Raw genomic sequence first — 15,030 nt, 5'->3', positions numbered from 1 at the left:
GGGAAGCTGATATGGATATAACAGGCGGGGATGCAGTGATTACATATGAAATATATCGACAGAGACGGCAATATGACCGAAGAAAAGAACGGGCAGGACAGTCTGCTTGAGTGGCTTTATACCCACAGGAGCGGAAGGATGCTCGTCGGCCTGCTGGTGAGGCCGGGGATTTCAAGAGCAGGAGGATGGCTGCTGGACAGAAGATGGTCCACATGCCTGATTGATCCTTTTGTGAAAAAAAACGGTATCGATCTGTCCTGTTATGTGGATCAGAGATATAAGTCCTACAATGAATTTTTTACGCGGGAGATCAAACCGGGAGCACGTCCGCTGGAAGGCGGGGAAGGGACGCTGATCAGTCCCTGTGACGGGAAGCTGAGTGTATATCCGATTACTGTAGAAGAAGGGAAGAAGAGCAGATTCTGCATCAAAGATACCGAGTATACGGTGGAATCGCTGCTGCGCTGTGCGAGTCTGGCTAAGCGCTATGAGGGCGGCTGGGCCTGCGTGTTCCGTCTGACGGTGGATGATTATCACAGATACTGCTATGTGGATGACGGGGAGAAGTCAAAAAATTACCGCATCAGCGGCATTTATCATACAGTAAATCCAGCGGCAGGGGATGTGTATCCAATTTATAAAGAAAATACGAGGGAATATTCACTTCTAAAGAGCAGGCATTTTAAGACTGTGCTGATGATGGAGGTCGGCGCGCTGATGGTGGGACGTATTACGAACTACCATGAGGCATGTCGGGTCAAGAGAGGTGAACCTAAGGGGCGGTTCGAGTTCGGAGGGTCCACCGTGGTTCTGCTTTTTCAGAAAGATGCGGTAGAACTGGAGGAACGGCTGATTCTCAATACCCGGGCAGGATGCGAAACAATCGTAAAAATGGGTGAACGGATTGGAATGGGGGGACGCTCCGCCAAAGGAGAGACAGGATGCGTCTGTAAAAGAAGACAGGGGGGCTGGAAACGGAATACGGCAGCAAGCTGGAGTAGAGCAAAAAGGAAGGAAAACCAGGGCAGACCTGGGCACAGTACCTGAAGCCTTGATGGCTTCAGGCCCTGGGGCCAGGGAGATATGTGATTTGTGATCACATATCTCACCCTGGTTTTTCTTCCTTTTTGCTCTACTCCAGCTTGCTGCCGTAAAGACGCTTCCAGCCCCCCTGTCTTCTTTTACAGATGCATCCTGCCTCTCCTTTGGCGGAGCTGGGCGCTTCCGGGCGGTAGAGCAGGAAGGGCTGGAGGGGATATGGGGAGTTTTCGTAATCGTTTAGATTTGCCTGAGTTTTTACGAGTTTTCTTTGTATAAGGAAGAGAAGGGAATTTATGATAGAAAAATATTTGGTTCAGGCGTATAATGAATAGCGTTTAGCAATATTTTTTGTTTATGAGGTGGTGGGAATGGTTAAGGATCGAGCGTTTTATGTGAATTTTTTTAAGATATATAGTGCGCTGGTGCTGCAGAATGTGATTACTTTGAGCGTGAATCTGGCAGATAATCTGATGCTGGGGGCTTATAGTGAGACTTCGTTGGCCGGGGTTGCGGCGGTGAATCAGATTCAGTTTATTTATCAGCAGCTGTTGATGGCGCTGGGGGACGGGCTTGTTATTTTCTGCAGCCAGTACTGGGGAAAGAAGCAGGTGGGGCCGATGAAGAAGATTGCGGCTTCTGCCATGCATGCGGCGCTTGCTGTCGGGGTGCTGCTTTTTGTTTTGGTCAGTCTGTTTCCTTACCGGGCATTGGGGATGTTTACGACGGATCAGGCGATTATTGGTGAAGGCGTGAAGTATCTGGGGATTATTCGGTTTACATACTTGCTTTTTGCTGTTACTCAGCTGCTTTTGGCGGCTCTGCGCAGTGTGGAGGTGGTGCGGATCGCTATGTGCCTTTCTGCAGTGACATTTTTTGTGAACTGCGGGATTAATTATGTTCTTATCTACGGACGCTTCGGAGCGCCGGAGCTGGGAGCCAGAGGGGCGGCAATTGGGACTTTGATTGCCAGAATCATAGAATGTGCGGTTTTGATCGTCTTTGTAGTGAAAAAGGAGAAGAGGCTGAACCTGAAATTGCAAGATTACCTGCAGTTTGACCGGGTTCTCTGCAGGGATTACTTCAGGATTACAGCGCCCATGCTGGTGGTGCAGGGGCTTTGGGGCCTGAATACGGCTCTGCAGACCGTAATACTGGGACATATGACTGCTGCAGCGATTGCCGCTAACAGTGTGGCATCGACCCTCTTTATGATGGTCAAATCCATGGCAGTGGGCGCGGCATCCACCGCTTCTATTATTATTGGCAAGACCATCGGGATGGGAGATATCAAAGTGGTGAAACAATATTCCATCCGGCTGCAGAAATTGTTTCTGGGAATTGGGATTGTTTCCGGGATTATTCTGTTCTTTATTAGAATCCCCATCCTGAATCTGTATGAACTTTCCGCTTCCACGAAGGAGATGGCGAATACATTCCTGCTTATCCTGAGCGTGGTGATCGTGGGCATGTCTTATCAGATGCCCACGAATAACGGAATTATCCGGGGCGGCGGCAATGCAATGTTTGTTGTGAAAATGGATCTGGTCAGTATCTGGATGATTGTAATTCCGCTTTCCTTTATTATGGCATTCGTCGTAAAAGCATCCCCGGCTGTGGTTGTATGCTGTCTGAATGCCGACCAGATTTTCAAATGTGTGCCGGCTTTTCTGGAATCACATTATGGAAATTGGATACGCAAGCTTACTCGGGACGCTTAAAGAGCGTATTTTCCTGCTGCAGTGTGATCCGGATTTTTAATACATTTTGTTCCAGAACTGCATCGGCCGTTCCGCCCATCTTCTCCGTCATTTCCCTGACGATTGCAAGCCCCAGTCCGGAGGAACCCTTGCGGCGTGCCCCGTCTGCCTTATAGAACCGGTCAAATATCTGTTCCACATCCATCTGAGTATCTTCGGCGACAGGATTTTCAAAAGACAGCACGCTGCCGGCCTGCTTCACTGTAATCCCGCCGGTCCCGTGCAGAAGAGCATTTTGAATCAGATTGCGGAAAATGCGCGTCAGGCATTCTTCATCCGCCATACCCCGGACTCCTTCATCTTCGAATTCCACGACTGGTTCAACTCCCTTTTCTTCAAACTGCCGGTACATACCCACCAGGCACTCACCCAGCAGAGGAAGTATCTGTACTGGCTGGATAGAAAGTTCAAACTCACTGCTGGATAGCTTCGTGTACAGGAACAATTCCTCCAGCATATCTTTCAGCTCTTCCAGCCGGTCCTGGCTGACGGTCAGATACCGGTCTCTTTTTTCACCATCCGTGCACTCCATTCCCATCTGAAGATACCCCGCTGCACTTGTCAGCGGGGTGCGGATATCATGTGCCAGGGCGGAAATGTTCTGCTTCAGCCGTTTTTGAGCCTTGTCGTACTGCATCTCTTTCTGGCGGCTCAGTTTCATCACCAGATTCAGTCTGCGGCACAGTTCCACGAAAGCTTTATCCTTACGATTTACAAACAGTTCCATGTGGCTGCCCTGGGCCAGTTCATCCAGCTGCCGGCAGACGGACCGGATTTCCAGGCGGTAACGGATGCAGCGTATCAGCAGAATCACTGCGGCGGCACCAAAGGCCAATGTGAAGATTATCATATGAACATACCTCCTGTTACTTATCTCACAATCTGGGCAGACTTACTCCGGACGCCGGTCAAATATCTTTCTTACTTAAGGCGGTTCCTGCAATTACCATATACACAATCAGGAACACAACTCCCACGGCAAATCCCGCCAGGTCTGCAGGACTTTGGTACACCTCCGGCGCGTCCCACAGGCTGAAGTATAACGTATATTTCAGCCAGCCATTCGCGTGAAAGAGCCCAAGGAGCGCATTCAGCAGGGTGGCGATTACTCCGCTTGCCACCAATACGGCTGCAAGAATTCCGGCTGCAATACTGCGGGTGAGCATACATACCAGGAGAACCAGCGCCAGCATTGCCATAGTCAGAACCCATGCCTGAGCCAGGAAAAACAGCACAGAGCTGAATCTGGTAACAGGAATATTCCCGCCCATTAACAGATTTACTAAAAAGGTAAACAAATAAGCCGCAGCAAGATAGATAATATCTAAGATTGCGAAGGAAAGTAACTTACTCCCAACATATTTCCAGCGGTTTACATGCACGGACATAATGTTTTTAATAAATCCATTTTTAAAATCAGCACACACAAATATAGTAAAATATATCGTGAGTACAAGGGCGAAAAATCCGCCGTCCATGTTGGACTGTCTGAATACCAGAAGAAGATTAATCTCCCTGAACAGGGCTTTTGCTTCCTCCACCTCTACAAAATCCATCATGCCAAGTCTGCTTGCGGCCGCCTGTCCTGTGGGTGTGAGCATCAGAAAGAGAAGAAAATAAACAAGTGCGATTGTCGCCAAAATTATGCCCAGGCAGATATAAGCAGCCTTGCCTTTTCTCATCCGGTATAGATCCATACGCAGTAAATTAAGCATTGCGGGCACCCCCTTCCATCTTATCCAGAAAGTATTCTTCCAGATTCATGTGGTGGAAGCCCGAGGAATACACCTGGACCTGATTGGTGACCAGCAGCTGGATCAGCCATGCGCTGTCCGTGAAACCGTAGATGCGCAGGGTCTGGTTATCATAAACTTCCACACCGGCATCGCTTAGATTCTCGGAAATAACGGGAAGCGCACGGTCCACATTATCCACTTCAAGCTGGAAATAATCGCGGCACTTTTCCTCCAGTTTTTCCCGACTGATCTGTTCAATCATCCTTCCTTCACGAATGATCCCATAGTGGGATGCGATTTTACTCAGTTCGCCGAGAATATGGGAGCTTAAAAGTATCGTTTTGCCTTCCTCATTCAAGGTATTCATCAGTTCCCGCAGTTCCCGGATTCCTTCCGGGTCCAGTCCGTTGATCGGCTCGTCCAGAATCAAAAGATCGGGATTCCCAAGGAGCGCAAGGGCGACTCCCAGTCTCTGCTTCATTCCCATGGAAAAATGTTTTACCTTCTTCTTACCTGCATTGGCAAGTCCGGTTATTTCCAGTACTGAATCGATATTCTTTGGGTCGGCCAGCCCCATGCATTCCGCCTTCATCCGCACATTATCCCGTGCCGTCAGGTCGTGGTGCAGTCCGGCTTCCTCAATCAGCACGCCCATTCTTCTGCGGACCATTGGTTCATTTACATTCCTGCCGAATAGTCTGGCCTCCCCATGTGTTGGGCGCACCAGTCCGCAGAGCATTTTCAATGTGGTGGACTTACCGGAACCGTTCGGTCCTATCAGTCCATATACTGCCCCTGTCTTTACCCGCATATCCAGCTGGCTGACCGCGTCTGTGTTTCCGTATGTCTTGCAGAGCCCTTTTGTCTCTACAGCGTATTCTTCCTTCATAAGCTTAACTCCCTTTTCAAGTTTTTGATTATGGCATTATTATAAAACGCAAAGTTTCATAAAGTGCTCAAAAATGTTTAAGAAAGTTTAAAGCCTAATCCCCAGACCGTCTGGATATAAGAATCCGTTCCGCTGTCTTTCAGCTTGGAGCGGATATTGCTGATATGGACATTAATCGTCTTATCCTCTGCCAGATACTCCTCACCCCAGGCATATTCATAGATCATTTGCTTAGAAAACACCCGTTTCGGATTCCGCAGGAACAATTCCATGATCAAAAACTCATGGCTCGTAAGCTCGATGGGAACTCCGCCCGCCGTCATCTCATGATTCGCGGGATTCATCGTCCATTCCCGATAAGACAGAATCGTCTCATCCGTTCCTGTCTCAGGCTGCCGTCCGCGTTTGCGGAGCTGAACCTGGATCCGGACCAGCAGCTCCGGCAGTTCAAAAGGCTTGCACATATAATCATCCGCCCCCGCCTTTAACAGCTCAATCTTACTATCCAGCCCATTTTTAGCCGAAAGCACAATCACCGGAACCCGGTCTGCAAAAACTTCGATCAGCTCCTCCCCCGGGATCCCCGGCAGCATCAGATCCAGAATAACCAGATCAAACTCCGACATAGAAAAAAGCAGCTTTCCTTCGCTCCCCGAGAAGGCCTGGGAGCAGCAAAATCCCTCTCCGTTTAGATATTCACAAATCATCTGATTAATATCAGAATCATCCTCAACAATAAGAATACGATACATACTGTTACACTCCTTAACCTGCCGGTATATTTTGAATCTGCCGGCAATATACATACACGATAATCATACCATAAAATCCCGAAGAACACCAAAAAACCTGCAGGAAAAGGATGGATGCCTCAACCAACATGTTTTCGTACGGTCTGCGCAGTAAATGTAACAGTTCAGACAGGCCTGAATTGTCACTGGATATTTGACATATTTGCCGGCAAAGTATAAAATTCTTATTAGAATGGTTCTCTGAAGATAATGGAAGGTAAGGTGGTACATATGGGAAGACCAATGAAATGCAGGCGGATATGCCAGATGCCCAAAGTGGATGAGTTCATCCCTTCAGGTGCTGGATGCGATGAAATAATAGAAATGACCGTAGATGAATACGAGACGATCCGCCTGATTGATCATCTTGGATATTCACAGGAGCAGTGTGCTCAGCAGATGAACGTAGCCAGAACTACGATCCAGGCAGTTTATGACTCAGCCCGAAAGAAACTGGCGGATGTGCTTGTGGAGGGGAAAAAGCTGAAGATTGGGGGCGGATCATATGAAGTGTGCCCGAAAGCATCCGGATGCTGCAGAAGGCAGTGCGAACATGCCAAGTGCAAAAACTCTGTGCAGGAGTGAGAAAAATATAATCAGAATACTAAAACACAAAAGTTATTGACATATGCCGGAAATAGGTGTACAATTTTGTTACAAAATCATTGGGAGGTATAGAGATGAAAGTAGCAGTTACCTATAAAGACGGAGAGATATTCCAGCATTTTGGCCATTGTGAGCAGTTTAAGATGTATGAGACAAAAGAGAACCGTATTGTTTCCTCAGAGATTGTAAGTGCGGTCGGGAGCGGACATGGAGCACTGGCAGGATTTTTGAAAGAGCACGATGTACAGACCCTGATCTGCGGAGGAATCGGCGGAGGTGCACGGATGGCCCTGGCAGAGGCAGGCATTGAATTGTACCCGGGAGCAGAGGGGAATGCAGATGCCTGTGTTGAAGCATTGCTGCAGGGTAATCTGGCGTACAATCCGGATACAATGTGCAGTCATCATCACGGCGAAGGACATGACTGCGGAAACCACAGCTGCGGAGAAGACAAACACGGGTGTGCAGGAAATCACTAAAACAGGAAAATCTTCATGGAAAAGACCAGAACTGAGCGGGATCATTTCCATGGAGATTTTTTGTTTCGGGGGGAAAGTACTTTTGAACCGAGCTATTTCCTGCTGTGTCCTACAAGCTCGTCTAAAGAAATATCGAACAGATCTGTAATTTTTACAAGTTCGTATATATCAGGAACGCGTTTGCCAATCTCATAATTGGAAAGCGTCTGCCGCTTCAAATATAACTTTTTTGCCATCTGTTCCTAGGTCATCCGGTTTTTTTTGCGCAACGTCTTTATATTATTGCCAATTGTATTATGTGACATATATGATCAATCCTTTAAACAATTTTTTGAGATAGGTTTCATAAGCTTATAAGCTATAATGTATTATATAAATAATGTATACTTATAAGTATATGATATCAGTTCTTAACTATAAATACAAGTAATGTTTTGCGGGAATAGGACGCAATGAAACTGAGGAGCCATTGCGCCAGCAGAAGATTCATCTGCTTATGCAACGGCTCCCTATTCACCCATTCAGACTGTATTATTTACTTGCATTTTCTGCAAATTCTGTGGTAACAAGGTCTTTATAAGGCGCACGTGTATCGAGTTCGCCTGCACTTTCCAGGATATCCTGCAGCAGATCCAGGCTGCTTTCCTCGAATACAAGATTATCTTTCCATGTATCCTGATCGTAATATCTGGTTACAATTTTTGTGATCGTCTCCAAATCTGTTTCCGGGAATTGGGGTTCAATGACTGCTGCAATCTCTTCCGGTGTGTGTGACTGTACGTAATCCATGCCTTTCTGCAGAGCATTTACAAAGCCCTGGATGACGTCCGGGTTCTTTTCTATAAAGCTCTTCTTTGCACTGTAGGCCGTATAAGGCACATACCCGCTGTCTTCGCCAAGGGAAGCGACAACGTAACCCTTGTTCTCTGATTCCAGTGTGGTTGCCCCGGGTTCAAATTCAACGGTAAAGTCTCCCTGTCCCTCGGCAAAGGCAGCTGCTGTGGAACCAAAGTCAATACTCTGGTTGATCTCCAGGTCAGCGGACGGGTCGATGCCGTTCTGCTTCAGTATATACTCAAACACCATTTCCGGCATTCCGCCTTTTCTTCCGCCAAGTACGGTACTGTCCTTGATGTCATCCCATGAAAAATCAGGCATTTCTTCCCTGGCAACCAGGAAATTTCCTGCGCGTTGTGTCAGCTGTGCGAAATTGACAACGTAGTCATTGGCACCTTCGTTGTAGGTGTAGATCGAGGCCTCGGATCCCATAAAGCCGATATCGGCTTCCCCCGACAGGACAGCGGTCATGGTTTTATCAGCACCAAATGGAACTAACAGCTTAGTACAAGACGGATTATAAAAAATCCACCTTTTCAACCTGATGGTCTTCGGTGATATATATCTGCTTTATAACGGTCTGCCAAAATGCTCGCTTATTCTCATCGGTTAGCTTAGAATAAATGCTGATAAAATCTTGCTCAAGAAGCGATTCTATATGGCTATAGTCTTTCTTTTGTATTTCGATAACTGGAGACAGGCTTTTCAGTTCACCATCCAATTTGGTGTACTCATCGTTATAATAATCCCATTCGATACGTCCCTTTTGAAAAAGCATGTTAAGCCTGCTCATTTCGCGCTGTATTATCTCGGGAGTCCTAAGGTTCTTCTCTTTCTTTTTTAATTCAGCAATCCTGGAATCCCGTATTTTGAAATCATTGAATAGAGTTTCTAAGTTTTTCACGAGGTATTCTTCGATCAGATTTTGGCTCATTTTATGCGTATAATTACAGATGCGATCTATGATTGCACGATTGCAGCGGTAATAGCAATATGTCCTTTTTTCTCCAGTCTTTCTATTTATTACAGAGGAGCATCCTGTTCCACACAGGAGCTGGCCACACACGGGACAACGGATTAATCCGGTAAAATAATAAATTCGCCCAGAAGGTGTATTTTTAATATTACGCTTAGATATTTCAAGAATTTCGTCACGCTCTTCTTTGGTAAGATATGCAGGACAGTAAGGTATTCCACGATATGTTCCAACATAAAATTCACTTGTCAACATAGTACGTAGCATGCTATATGAAAAATCGGGATCCCATTTGCTCTGCATATATCGGATAGTATCACATTTGCTGTGAGTCTTTTTCAAATGTGCAAAAAAGGCATTCACAAGCGCTTCTTCATCCGGGTTTTTGACCATCCGCTTGACGCCATCCACAACACCAACCTTATATCCACGCGGCATATTAGAGTCTCCGAAAATAACCTTCCCCTGTTTGATGGACGCTTCGTTAACAAATTTGATTCTCTCCGATGTGGTGTCGACCTCGTTTTGCCCGATCGACAGGACGACATTAAGCTGCAGTCGACCGTCACGGGTCTCCATGTTGATTCCTGGCTCAGATGTGGATATCCAACGCACACCATGTTCATCAAGTATATCCTGGACTTTGTAAAAATCAGAAAGATTACGGAACCACCGGTCGATCCGCCAGAACAAGATAACATCTATTTTACCTTGTTTGACATCACGAATAAGCTCGTGGATTGCTTTACGCTTTTTCAACTCCTTACGGGCAGTCTTCCCTTCATCTGCATACAATCCTACAACCACCATGCCATGTTCCTTCGCATATTTTAGCAGATGCTCCCTCTGGGCCTCGAGAGATTTGCCGTGTATCATTTGTTCGGTTGTTGACACTCGGATATAGATCGCGCATCTTAACATTTTGTTATGCATTTAATCACTCCTTCTCTTAATCATATTAAAATAGGTACAAAAATACACCTATACAGGTGTAAGAGAACTGTGATATAATACATTTGGTTGGATATTATATCGGTCTCTGACCTGTATAGCATCTATTGAAGCCGTTCCTGATTGCAGTCAGGGGCGGTTTTTGAGCTTTATTCTTCTTCGTCATCTTCCTCATCAAGCGTGTAGTCTGAGGTATATAGCGATTCAGAAGATTGTGACTGCCTAAATTCTTCTGCTAACATAGTTTTATTAAATTCAGCAGTAGGCTCGATCTGAGTTACAAGTTCTTCTAATTCATCTACGGAAGTGTAGAAAAATTCTTTTCTCATATTTACTTTGTTGACACGTTTATCATTTAATATACTATGTAATTTATTTTCAAGGCTAACCGCATCTTCGGAAAAGATAAAACTGTGTACATCAAATTTAAAAGGAACAGAAGCATCGCCTAATTCGTTTACACGATCTTGCGGATTAAGCCGACGAGTCATTCCTATTTTGAATACATCGTTTCCGAATGAGCCAAGATTGCTGATTACATATACATTACCCGCTTTCCCATTTGCCAGATTGGAGATTTCCTCTTTTTTAATTACGACATCGGCTAATTGGGCTTGCAGTTCAAGTATTCGAGCATTCAGCATTTCAAGTTCATTATCCTTTGCTACTGTCAATTGTTCTTTTAGTTTTTCAATTTCAGCAGTATATTTACATTCCTCTTGTTCGACTTTTTTTCGTTCGGCTTCAAGCGCTTTCCGTTCTTCGGCTTCTTGCCGCATTTGTTCTCGAATTGCCAATTGCTCCTGACGCGCTTGTTCCTTTTTTACATAATAATTGTATTCGATTTTAACGGCATTGATAAAGAGATATTCTATTTCGCCTATAAATTTTGCAAGTGTTCCCGCTATGCTCTGATTTCCCTCACCAGCAATTTTGAGATATTTACGCGTTACAGACTTAATGTCTTCTACAGACTTGTCAAGTTTCTCATATTTTAAATTATATAGAACATTTTGCAATTCAGCCCTTAATGCTATAACCATTAGCTTGTAAATAGCTTGATTTGCTTTAGTAGTATATCTTGCTGAGTATTTTTTTAAAATAGTATCTATCTGCTTATCATTATCTCTATATGCCTTTCGCAGATCTTTAACATCCATGCAATGTAATTTGAGAATTACAGAGGGACTGATTTCTTCAAGCTCCTGCAGCTTGTCGTCCGGAAAACGAAGAATGCTTTGCGATGGTTCGTAGTTGAGATATTTATCAAAAGTATAATTAATTGCTTTTACAAGTTCCTTTGAGCGGTTTAATTTATTTGTTTGGGTTTTGACAGATTTATTTATTTTTGCCTCTTGCAATCGAAGCTCATTAAGCTGTTCCAAAATTTGCTGGCATTTAGCACTTCTATCAGATGTCATTCGTTCGAAATCAGAAATAGTTTTCTTGAACTCATCTTCGGCATTCTGAGTTTTTGAACTATAATCACTTTTTAGTTGCTTTTCCTTTTCAATGAAATCATTTTCAAGTCGCATTGTTTTTTCTTTGATTTCATAGTAATCCAATGCACCTAAATCTGACAGTTGTTTATGCGCCGCTTCGTTCTTGGAAAGCAGACTTTGATTTTCCTGACGCAATTGTTCAATCTCAGCTTTGAATTCCTTGATTTTAAAGATATCCGTAAATCCCATTTTTTTTCTCCCTCGTACACTGTGCCGAGAAAACACCACATTTTCTCTTATGTCAGCGCTTGTGCGCGTAACATCAATATATTTTTTTGAATTCCATAATCCTTTCATCATATCCCAGAATTCTTGCTATTTGATTTTTGGTCATGCCCGGATGCTCGTATATTAAATCATCAGGTACAAGCAATTCTGCGGCAAAAGAATTGGCTTCATTTTCTTCTTTACTTTTTGAGAAAAGTGTACTTCCGTAGAAATAGCAGTCATTTTTCCAGTGCATATTGGAATGGCCTAATTCATGAGAGAGCACCACTTTTTCTAAAGGTGTTCGAAGAATTCTTTCATTAAGAATTATGCATTTCTGCCTTTTAATTAATAAATAGCATCCTAACGCGCTTCCCAAATCCCCTATTTGCAATAACACATTCATGTAGTCACAAAGTTCATAGGGATCTCTGGTATTATATTTCGATACAATTTTATCGACTGTAGTTTTAATATCATGGCGCAATGCCTATCACCTACTTCTTATTTTTTCCGGGATGGTATTTTACCTTATTGATTTCCTTAACTGTGGTGACCAACGATTTTAACTGCTGTTCAAAAAGTATTTTTGTTTCTGGAGTTATTTCTTCACCGTCAAAGAATAAAGGTGCTCCATCCTGTGAATCTAACTTACTCATCAATTCAGATACGGTTTTAGCGATATCACGTTCATCCTTTGAAGTAAGAAGAGGTTCTTTTTTTACTGGTTCATCTCCTGTCATTAAATACTCAATTGATACACCAAAGAAATCGGCTATTTTTTGTAACTTATCATTTTTAGGCTTGCTACGTCCACTTTTCCAATCCGAAAAAGTTGATTTTGTAATTTTAGTTTCTCTAACAACATCAGCGTCTTTTAAACCTCTTTCATCCCTCAGTCTGCAATAAATTTCGTACATAATTTACTCCTTTTAAAATAAGTTCTAAAATCCGTACAAAAACTATTGACAAGTTCTGATATCCGTGCTAGTATACTTGTACAAGGTTCGGAAATCAAAACAAGCCATTGGCTTTATGTAATATATCTGGTAAATGTATTATAACTGATTTCCGAACTAAATTCAATAGAAAAGTTCGGAAAGGAGGTAAAAAAATAAATGTACGAAAATTATGTCGCTTTACGCGATAAGAGAGGTATAACGGATTATAGAGTATCCTTAGATACTGGTATCACTAAATCCACGTTTGCTGACTGGAAAAGTGGGCGTAGCAATCCTAAAATTGACAAGCTCAAAATTCTTGCAGAGTACTTCAATGTATCAATCGAGTACTTCCTTGAGTAACAATTACATAGTAACACAAGATGTGTCCCATAAAACGGACTCATCTATTGCAGAAAGTATTACCAGACAAAGAGAAGGAGGTGGTATGAGATGAAGTGTCCTAAATGTGGACAAGAATCAAGTATTAAATTTAACGACATATATTGTCGTTCTTGTGGCTTTCCATTAAAAGCTGTATCGCATGATGGAGAACAAAGTGAGCTAGAATCCATTTATGTTGATGTTAATTTTGGAATAATGCTGGTGAACGGAAAAGAGATAAATAACGTGACCGCATTCTCACTTGAATTAAAAGATGGAAAATACGGTCTGTCAGTTGTACATGATGATTGTTTCAAAGCATCTATTCCATGAAGTATTGGAAAAGTAATTTCATCAACATCTCTGGAAGCCAGTGATGCTTAGATAGTATGTTGCCGAACTTAGATAAGAACCCTCGTTTTAGAGGGGTGTCGTTTTCTTCAAGTGTTTCAATATAGGTAAGAATTTTATCTATTTCAGCTTTTTCACTGTCTGAAATAGATTGAGCCTGGACGAAGTCTCGTACTTCCTGAAATGATGCACCATTACTTATTGTGATGTTTCCAGAATTACCTATAGCAGATCCAGAGACAGGGGCGTTAAAAATATTGGTTTGTTTAACCGGGGTGGCGCTGGATTCTAATTCGTTATAATGAAGAGCTTTATGAGTTAGTGATCGTATGAATCCGCCATTTTTATAACGCTTGATTTTCAGATAATCTTTTGATTCTAAGTGCCGTAAAGCAATATCGGTTTCGTACGCAGACATGTTTACATTTTCAGCCACTTTGTCAAAGCAAATCATATCGTTTCCGGCTTTGAATTCGGGAATTAAATAATTGAGTAGTTGTTTTTCTTCGTTCGTGAGCATTATAGACAACTCCTTTCTTTCGTACTCGGCGTGACAGCGCCTGTAAGTACATTATAAAGGATAAAAATGAAAAAGCAATATAAAGAGAAGGTGGTGGTATGAGAGATGGTAAGACCAAGAGGAACTGATTCGGCAAAAGTAATACAAGTAATTGAGACAAAAGCAAAACGTGGATTAGGAACAGAAAGAGACCCAGTACGTGAGATCATACAATACTGGGACTTAGATGGGAACTTTCTTGCAGAAATGGACAGGGAAATGCTGATTCCACAAATATATGCTGAATGTGATGCCATTAAAGATTCTATTTCGGAGATTGCAGGAGGTTAAGTGCTTCCCTGCAAAAAATCAGAAGGAAAAACGGAATTTGATTAGAAGAGTAGAGAAGGAGGTGGTGCGAGGTGCTGAGAAAATTTGAGGCATTACAATTAATCACAGATGTGAAAAAGTATTCAGAATTGGTTTTTGATTTAGTGACACACACAGGAACACCTGAAAAACTGACAAAACTCCTTGATGAAGAGTTTTCCGACAAAGGGCTACAGACCGTGGAATCCATAGCCCGGTCAGATTACCCATTATCTTTAGGACGCAAACAATAATAACAATGGGAGAATATGGGAAAGCAATAGTAAACGGTACAAGCACATCAGGAAACACGGACAATCAGCACGGCATACATATTAGAGAGGTGATAAGTATGGAACCTAATATGGAAAAAATTATACGGATCTTGCTAGACCTCCTGGGAGAGCAAGAAGGAGTAAAAATTGAATATACGTTGGAGAAAACCGCTTAGGCGGTAGAACGGAGGACGAGCCTATGAATATTAAGCACGAACCAATACACAGAAAATACCGACAGCGTGACCGCCCGATGACAATATGGGACTGGTGCTATTTAGGAGTGGCACTGGCAGTATTATTCCTGATCGGGATAGCGGCAGTGTAAACCAGAAAAAGAAAGGAAAAAAAAGTGAAAACAATAACAAAAACAATTGTATTAACGATGATGGCAGGGGTGTTATTGACTGGATGTACAGAAGCAGACCGGGTATCAAGT

20 protein-coding genes are annotated in these 15,030 nt (G+C 43.3%); 9 read left to right on the top strand and 11 right to left on the bottom strand.

Translation table 11 applies throughout. The features are described from left to right. The first annotated feature begins 45 nt into the window (after positions 1-45). Positions 46-1,047, top strand: a complete 1,002-nt coding sequence (locus tag ARB69_RS07510; protein WP_083487045.1) for a phosphatidylserine decarboxylase — start codon at positions 46-48, stop codon at positions 1,045-1,047. 362 nt (positions 1,048-1,409) lie between these two features. Continuing rightward, the gene (locus ARB69_RS07505; RefSeq protein ID WP_050641274.1) at positions 1,410-2,759 is read left to right on the top strand and encodes an MATE family efflux transporter; all 1,350 of its coding nucleotides are present in this window, start codon (positions 1,410-1,412) and stop codon (positions 2,757-2,759) included. On the opposite strand, the gene ARB69_RS07500 is transcribed toward ARB69_RS07505, so the two are convergent. The 4 genes from ARB69_RS07500 to ARB69_RS07485 form a co-directional block, all read right to left on the bottom strand. Beyond that, complete coding sequence (locus tag ARB69_RS07500; RefSeq protein WP_055152401.1) at positions 2,743-3,648, bottom strand: sensor histidine kinase; 906 nt, start codon at positions 3,646-3,648, stop codon at positions 2,743-2,745. The genes ARB69_RS07505 and ARB69_RS07500 overlap by 17 nt on opposite strands. 58 nt (positions 3,649-3,706) lie before the next feature. Then, positions 3,707-4,513 (bottom strand): ABC transporter permease, encoded by an 807-nt coding sequence (locus ARB69_RS07495; RefSeq protein ID WP_055152400.1) that lies wholly within the window; start codon positions 4,511-4,513, stop codon positions 3,707-3,709. After that, entirely contained in the window at positions 4,506-5,423 is a 918-nt protein-coding gene (locus ARB69_RS07490) for an ABC transporter ATP-binding protein (RefSeq protein ID WP_050641271.1), read from the bottom strand. Before ARB69_RS07490 ends, ARB69_RS07495 begins: the two co-directional genes overlap by 8 nt. A gap of 77 nt (positions 5,424-5,500) precedes the next feature. Then, positions 5,501-6,175 carry a response regulator transcription factor gene (locus ARB69_RS07485; RefSeq protein WP_055152398.1) on the bottom strand — a complete coding sequence of 225 codons (675 nt, stop codon included), beginning with the start codon at positions 6,173-6,175 and terminating at the stop codon, positions 5,501-5,503. Positions 6,176-6,445: 270 nt separating this feature from the next. On the opposite strand from ARB69_RS07485, the gene ARB69_RS07480 reads away from it, so the two are divergent. Then, positions 6,446-6,799, top strand: coding sequence for a DUF134 domain-containing protein (locus ARB69_RS07480; protein ID WP_044926621.1), 354 nt, complete (start codon positions 6,446-6,448; stop codon positions 6,797-6,799). 95 nt (positions 6,800-6,894) lie between these two features. Then, entirely contained in the window at positions 6,895-7,299 is a 405-nt protein-coding gene (locus ARB69_RS07475; protein ID WP_055152396.1) for a NifB/NifX family molybdenum-iron cluster-binding protein, read from the top strand. 92 nt (positions 7,300-7,391) lie between these two features. Here ARB69_RS07475 and ARB69_RS07470 read toward each other — a convergent pair whose 3' ends face one another. The 6 genes from ARB69_RS07470 to ARB69_RS07445 all read right to left on the bottom strand — a co-directional run bounded on the left by ARB69_RS07470 (position 7,392) and on the right by ARB69_RS07445 (position 12,692). Beyond that, positions 7,392-7,535 carry a helix-turn-helix domain-containing protein gene (locus tag ARB69_RS07470; protein ID WP_242857554.1) on the bottom strand — a complete coding sequence of 48 codons (144 nt, stop codon included), beginning with the start codon at positions 7,533-7,535 and terminating at the stop codon, positions 7,392-7,394. A gap of 295 nt (positions 7,536-7,830) precedes the next feature. After that, the gene (locus ARB69_RS07465; protein WP_242857552.1) at positions 7,831-8,676 is read right to left on the bottom strand and encodes an ABC transporter substrate-binding protein; all 846 of its coding nucleotides are present in this window, start codon (positions 8,674-8,676) and stop codon (positions 7,831-7,833) included. Next, positions 8,654-10,045: a recombinase family protein gene (locus ARB69_RS07460; protein WP_055152394.1), complete on the bottom strand. Its 1,392-nt coding sequence runs from the start codon at positions 10,043-10,045 to the stop codon at positions 8,654-8,656. The genes ARB69_RS07465 and ARB69_RS07460 overlap by 23 nt, the downstream gene beginning before the upstream one ends. Before the next feature lie 167 nt (positions 10,046-10,212). Further along, positions 10,213-11,865: a GIY-YIG nuclease family protein gene (locus tag ARB69_RS27370; protein ID WP_242857550.1), complete on the bottom strand. Its 1,653-nt coding sequence runs from the start codon at positions 11,863-11,865 to the stop codon at positions 10,213-10,215. After that, the gene (locus ARB69_RS07450) at positions 11,828-12,259 is read right to left on the bottom strand and encodes an ImmA/IrrE family metallo-endopeptidase (RefSeq protein ID WP_055152390.1); all 432 of its coding nucleotides are present in this window, start codon (positions 12,257-12,259) and stop codon (positions 11,828-11,830) included. The genes ARB69_RS27370 and ARB69_RS07450 overlap by 38 nt, the downstream gene beginning before the upstream one ends. A gap of 10 nt (positions 12,260-12,269) precedes the next feature. Beyond that, positions 12,270-12,692 carry a helix-turn-helix domain-containing protein gene (locus ARB69_RS07445; protein ID WP_055152388.1) on the bottom strand — a complete coding sequence of 141 codons (423 nt, stop codon included), beginning with the start codon at positions 12,690-12,692 and terminating at the stop codon, positions 12,270-12,272. Between the two features lie 198 nt (positions 12,693-12,890). Here ARB69_RS07445 and ARB69_RS07440 point away from each other — a divergent pair, with 198 nt between their 5' ends. Continuing rightward, a complete protein-coding gene (locus ARB69_RS07440; protein ID WP_055152386.1) occupies positions 12,891-13,076 on the top strand; it encodes a helix-turn-helix domain-containing protein in 186 nt (61 codons plus the stop codon). 90 nt (positions 13,077-13,166) lie between these two features. After that, positions 13,167-13,430 (top strand): hypothetical protein, encoded by a 264-nt coding sequence (locus ARB69_RS07435; RefSeq protein ID WP_055152384.1) that lies wholly within the window; start codon positions 13,167-13,169, stop codon positions 13,428-13,430. Here ARB69_RS07435 and ARB69_RS07430 read toward each other — a convergent pair. Continuing rightward, positions 13,420-13,968, bottom strand: a complete 549-nt coding sequence (locus ARB69_RS07430; protein ID WP_055152382.1) for a hypothetical protein — start codon at positions 13,966-13,968, stop codon at positions 13,420-13,422. The two genes, ARB69_RS07435 and ARB69_RS07430, sit on opposite strands and share 11 nt — an antisense overlap. Positions 13,969-14,073: 105 nt before the next feature. Here ARB69_RS07430 and ARB69_RS07425 point away from each other — a divergent pair, with 105 nt between their 5' ends. The 3 genes from ARB69_RS07425 to ARB69_RS27900 all read left to right on the top strand — a co-directional run bounded on the left by ARB69_RS07425 (position 14,074) and on the right by ARB69_RS27900 (position 14,919). Further along, the gene (locus ARB69_RS07425) at positions 14,074-14,298 is read left to right on the top strand and encodes a hypothetical protein (protein ID WP_070102360.1); all 225 of its coding nucleotides are present in this window, start codon (positions 14,074-14,076) and stop codon (positions 14,296-14,298) included. 71 nt (positions 14,299-14,369) lie between these two features. Next, a complete protein-coding gene (locus ARB69_RS07420; RefSeq protein ID WP_055152380.1) occupies positions 14,370-14,570 on the top strand; it encodes a hypothetical protein in 201 nt (66 codons plus the stop codon). 220 nt (positions 14,571-14,790) lie between these two features. Beyond that, positions 14,791-14,919 (top strand): hypothetical protein, encoded by a 129-nt coding sequence (locus ARB69_RS27900; RefSeq protein ID WP_278312364.1) that lies wholly within the window; start codon positions 14,791-14,793, stop codon positions 14,917-14,919. Positions 14,920-15,030: the final 111 nt, after the last annotated feature.

Source organism: Faecalicatena contorta (assembly GCF_001404335.1).
Lineage (GTDB): Bacteria > Bacillota > Clostridia > Lachnospirales > Lachnospiraceae > Faecalicatena > Faecalicatena contortus_B.
This window is presented reverse-complemented; position numbering and strand designations above follow the sequence as displayed.

What these genes read in the sequence shown, in the direction of transcription:
- ARB69_RS07510 (WP_083487045.1), top strand. Translation starts at nt 46, where the DNA reads ATGAAATATATCGACAGAGACGGCAATATGACCGAAGAAAAGAACGGG.
- ARB69_RS07505 (WP_050641274.1), top strand. Translation starts at nt 1,410, where the DNA reads ATGGTTAAGGATCGAGCGTTTTATGTGAATTTTTTTAAGATATATAGT.
- ARB69_RS07500 (WP_055152401.1), bottom strand. Translation starts at nt 3,648, where the DNA reads ATGATAATCTTCACATTGGCCTTTGGTGCCGCCGCAGTGATTCTGCTG.
- ARB69_RS07495 (WP_055152400.1), bottom strand. Translation starts at nt 4,513, where the DNA reads ATGCTTAATTTACTGCGTATGGATCTATACCGGATGAGAAAAGGCAAG.
- ARB69_RS07490 (WP_050641271.1), bottom strand. Translation starts at nt 5,423, where the DNA reads ATGAAGGAAGAATACGCTGTAGAGACAAAAGGGCTCTGCAAGACATAC.
- ARB69_RS07485 (WP_055152398.1), bottom strand. Translation starts at nt 6,175, where the DNA reads ATGTATCGTATTCTTATTGTTGAGGATGATTCTGATATTAATCAGATG.
- ARB69_RS07480 (WP_044926621.1), top strand. Translation starts at nt 6,446, where the DNA reads ATGGGAAGACCAATGAAATGCAGGCGGATATGCCAGATGCCCAAAGTG.
- ARB69_RS07475 (WP_055152396.1), top strand. Translation starts at nt 6,895, where the DNA reads ATGAAAGTAGCAGTTACCTATAAAGACGGAGAGATATTCCAGCATTTT.
- ARB69_RS07470 (WP_242857554.1), bottom strand. Translation starts at nt 7,535, where the DNA reads ATGGCAAAAAAGTTATATTTGAAGCGGCAGACGCTTTCCAATTATGAG.
- ARB69_RS07460 (WP_055152394.1), bottom strand. Translation starts at nt 10,045, where the DNA reads ATGCATAACAAAATGTTAAGATGCGCGATCTATATCCGAGTGTCAACA.
- ARB69_RS27370 (WP_242857550.1), bottom strand. Translation starts at nt 11,865, where the DNA reads ATGATGAAAGGATTATGGAATTCAAAAAAATATATTGATGTTACGCGC.
- ARB69_RS07445 (WP_055152388.1), bottom strand. Translation starts at nt 12,692, where the DNA reads ATGTACGAAATTTATTGCAGACTGAGGGATGAAAGAGGTTTAAAAGAC.
- ARB69_RS07440 (WP_055152386.1), top strand. Translation starts at nt 12,891, where the DNA reads ATGTACGAAAATTATGTCGCTTTACGCGATAAGAGAGGTATAACGGAT.
- ARB69_RS07435 (WP_055152384.1), top strand. Translation starts at nt 13,167, where the DNA reads ATGAAGTGTCCTAAATGTGGACAAGAATCAAGTATTAAATTTAACGAC.
- ARB69_RS07430 (WP_055152382.1), bottom strand. Translation starts at nt 13,968, where the DNA reads ATGCTCACGAACGAAGAAAAACAACTACTCAATTATTTAATTCCCGAA.
- ARB69_RS07425 (WP_070102360.1), top strand. Translation starts at nt 14,074, where the DNA reads ATGGTAAGACCAAGAGGAACTGATTCGGCAAAAGTAATACAAGTAATT.
- ARB69_RS27900 (WP_278312364.1), top strand. Translation starts at nt 14,791, where the DNA reads ATGAATATTAAGCACGAACCAATACACAGAAAATACCGACAGCGTGAC.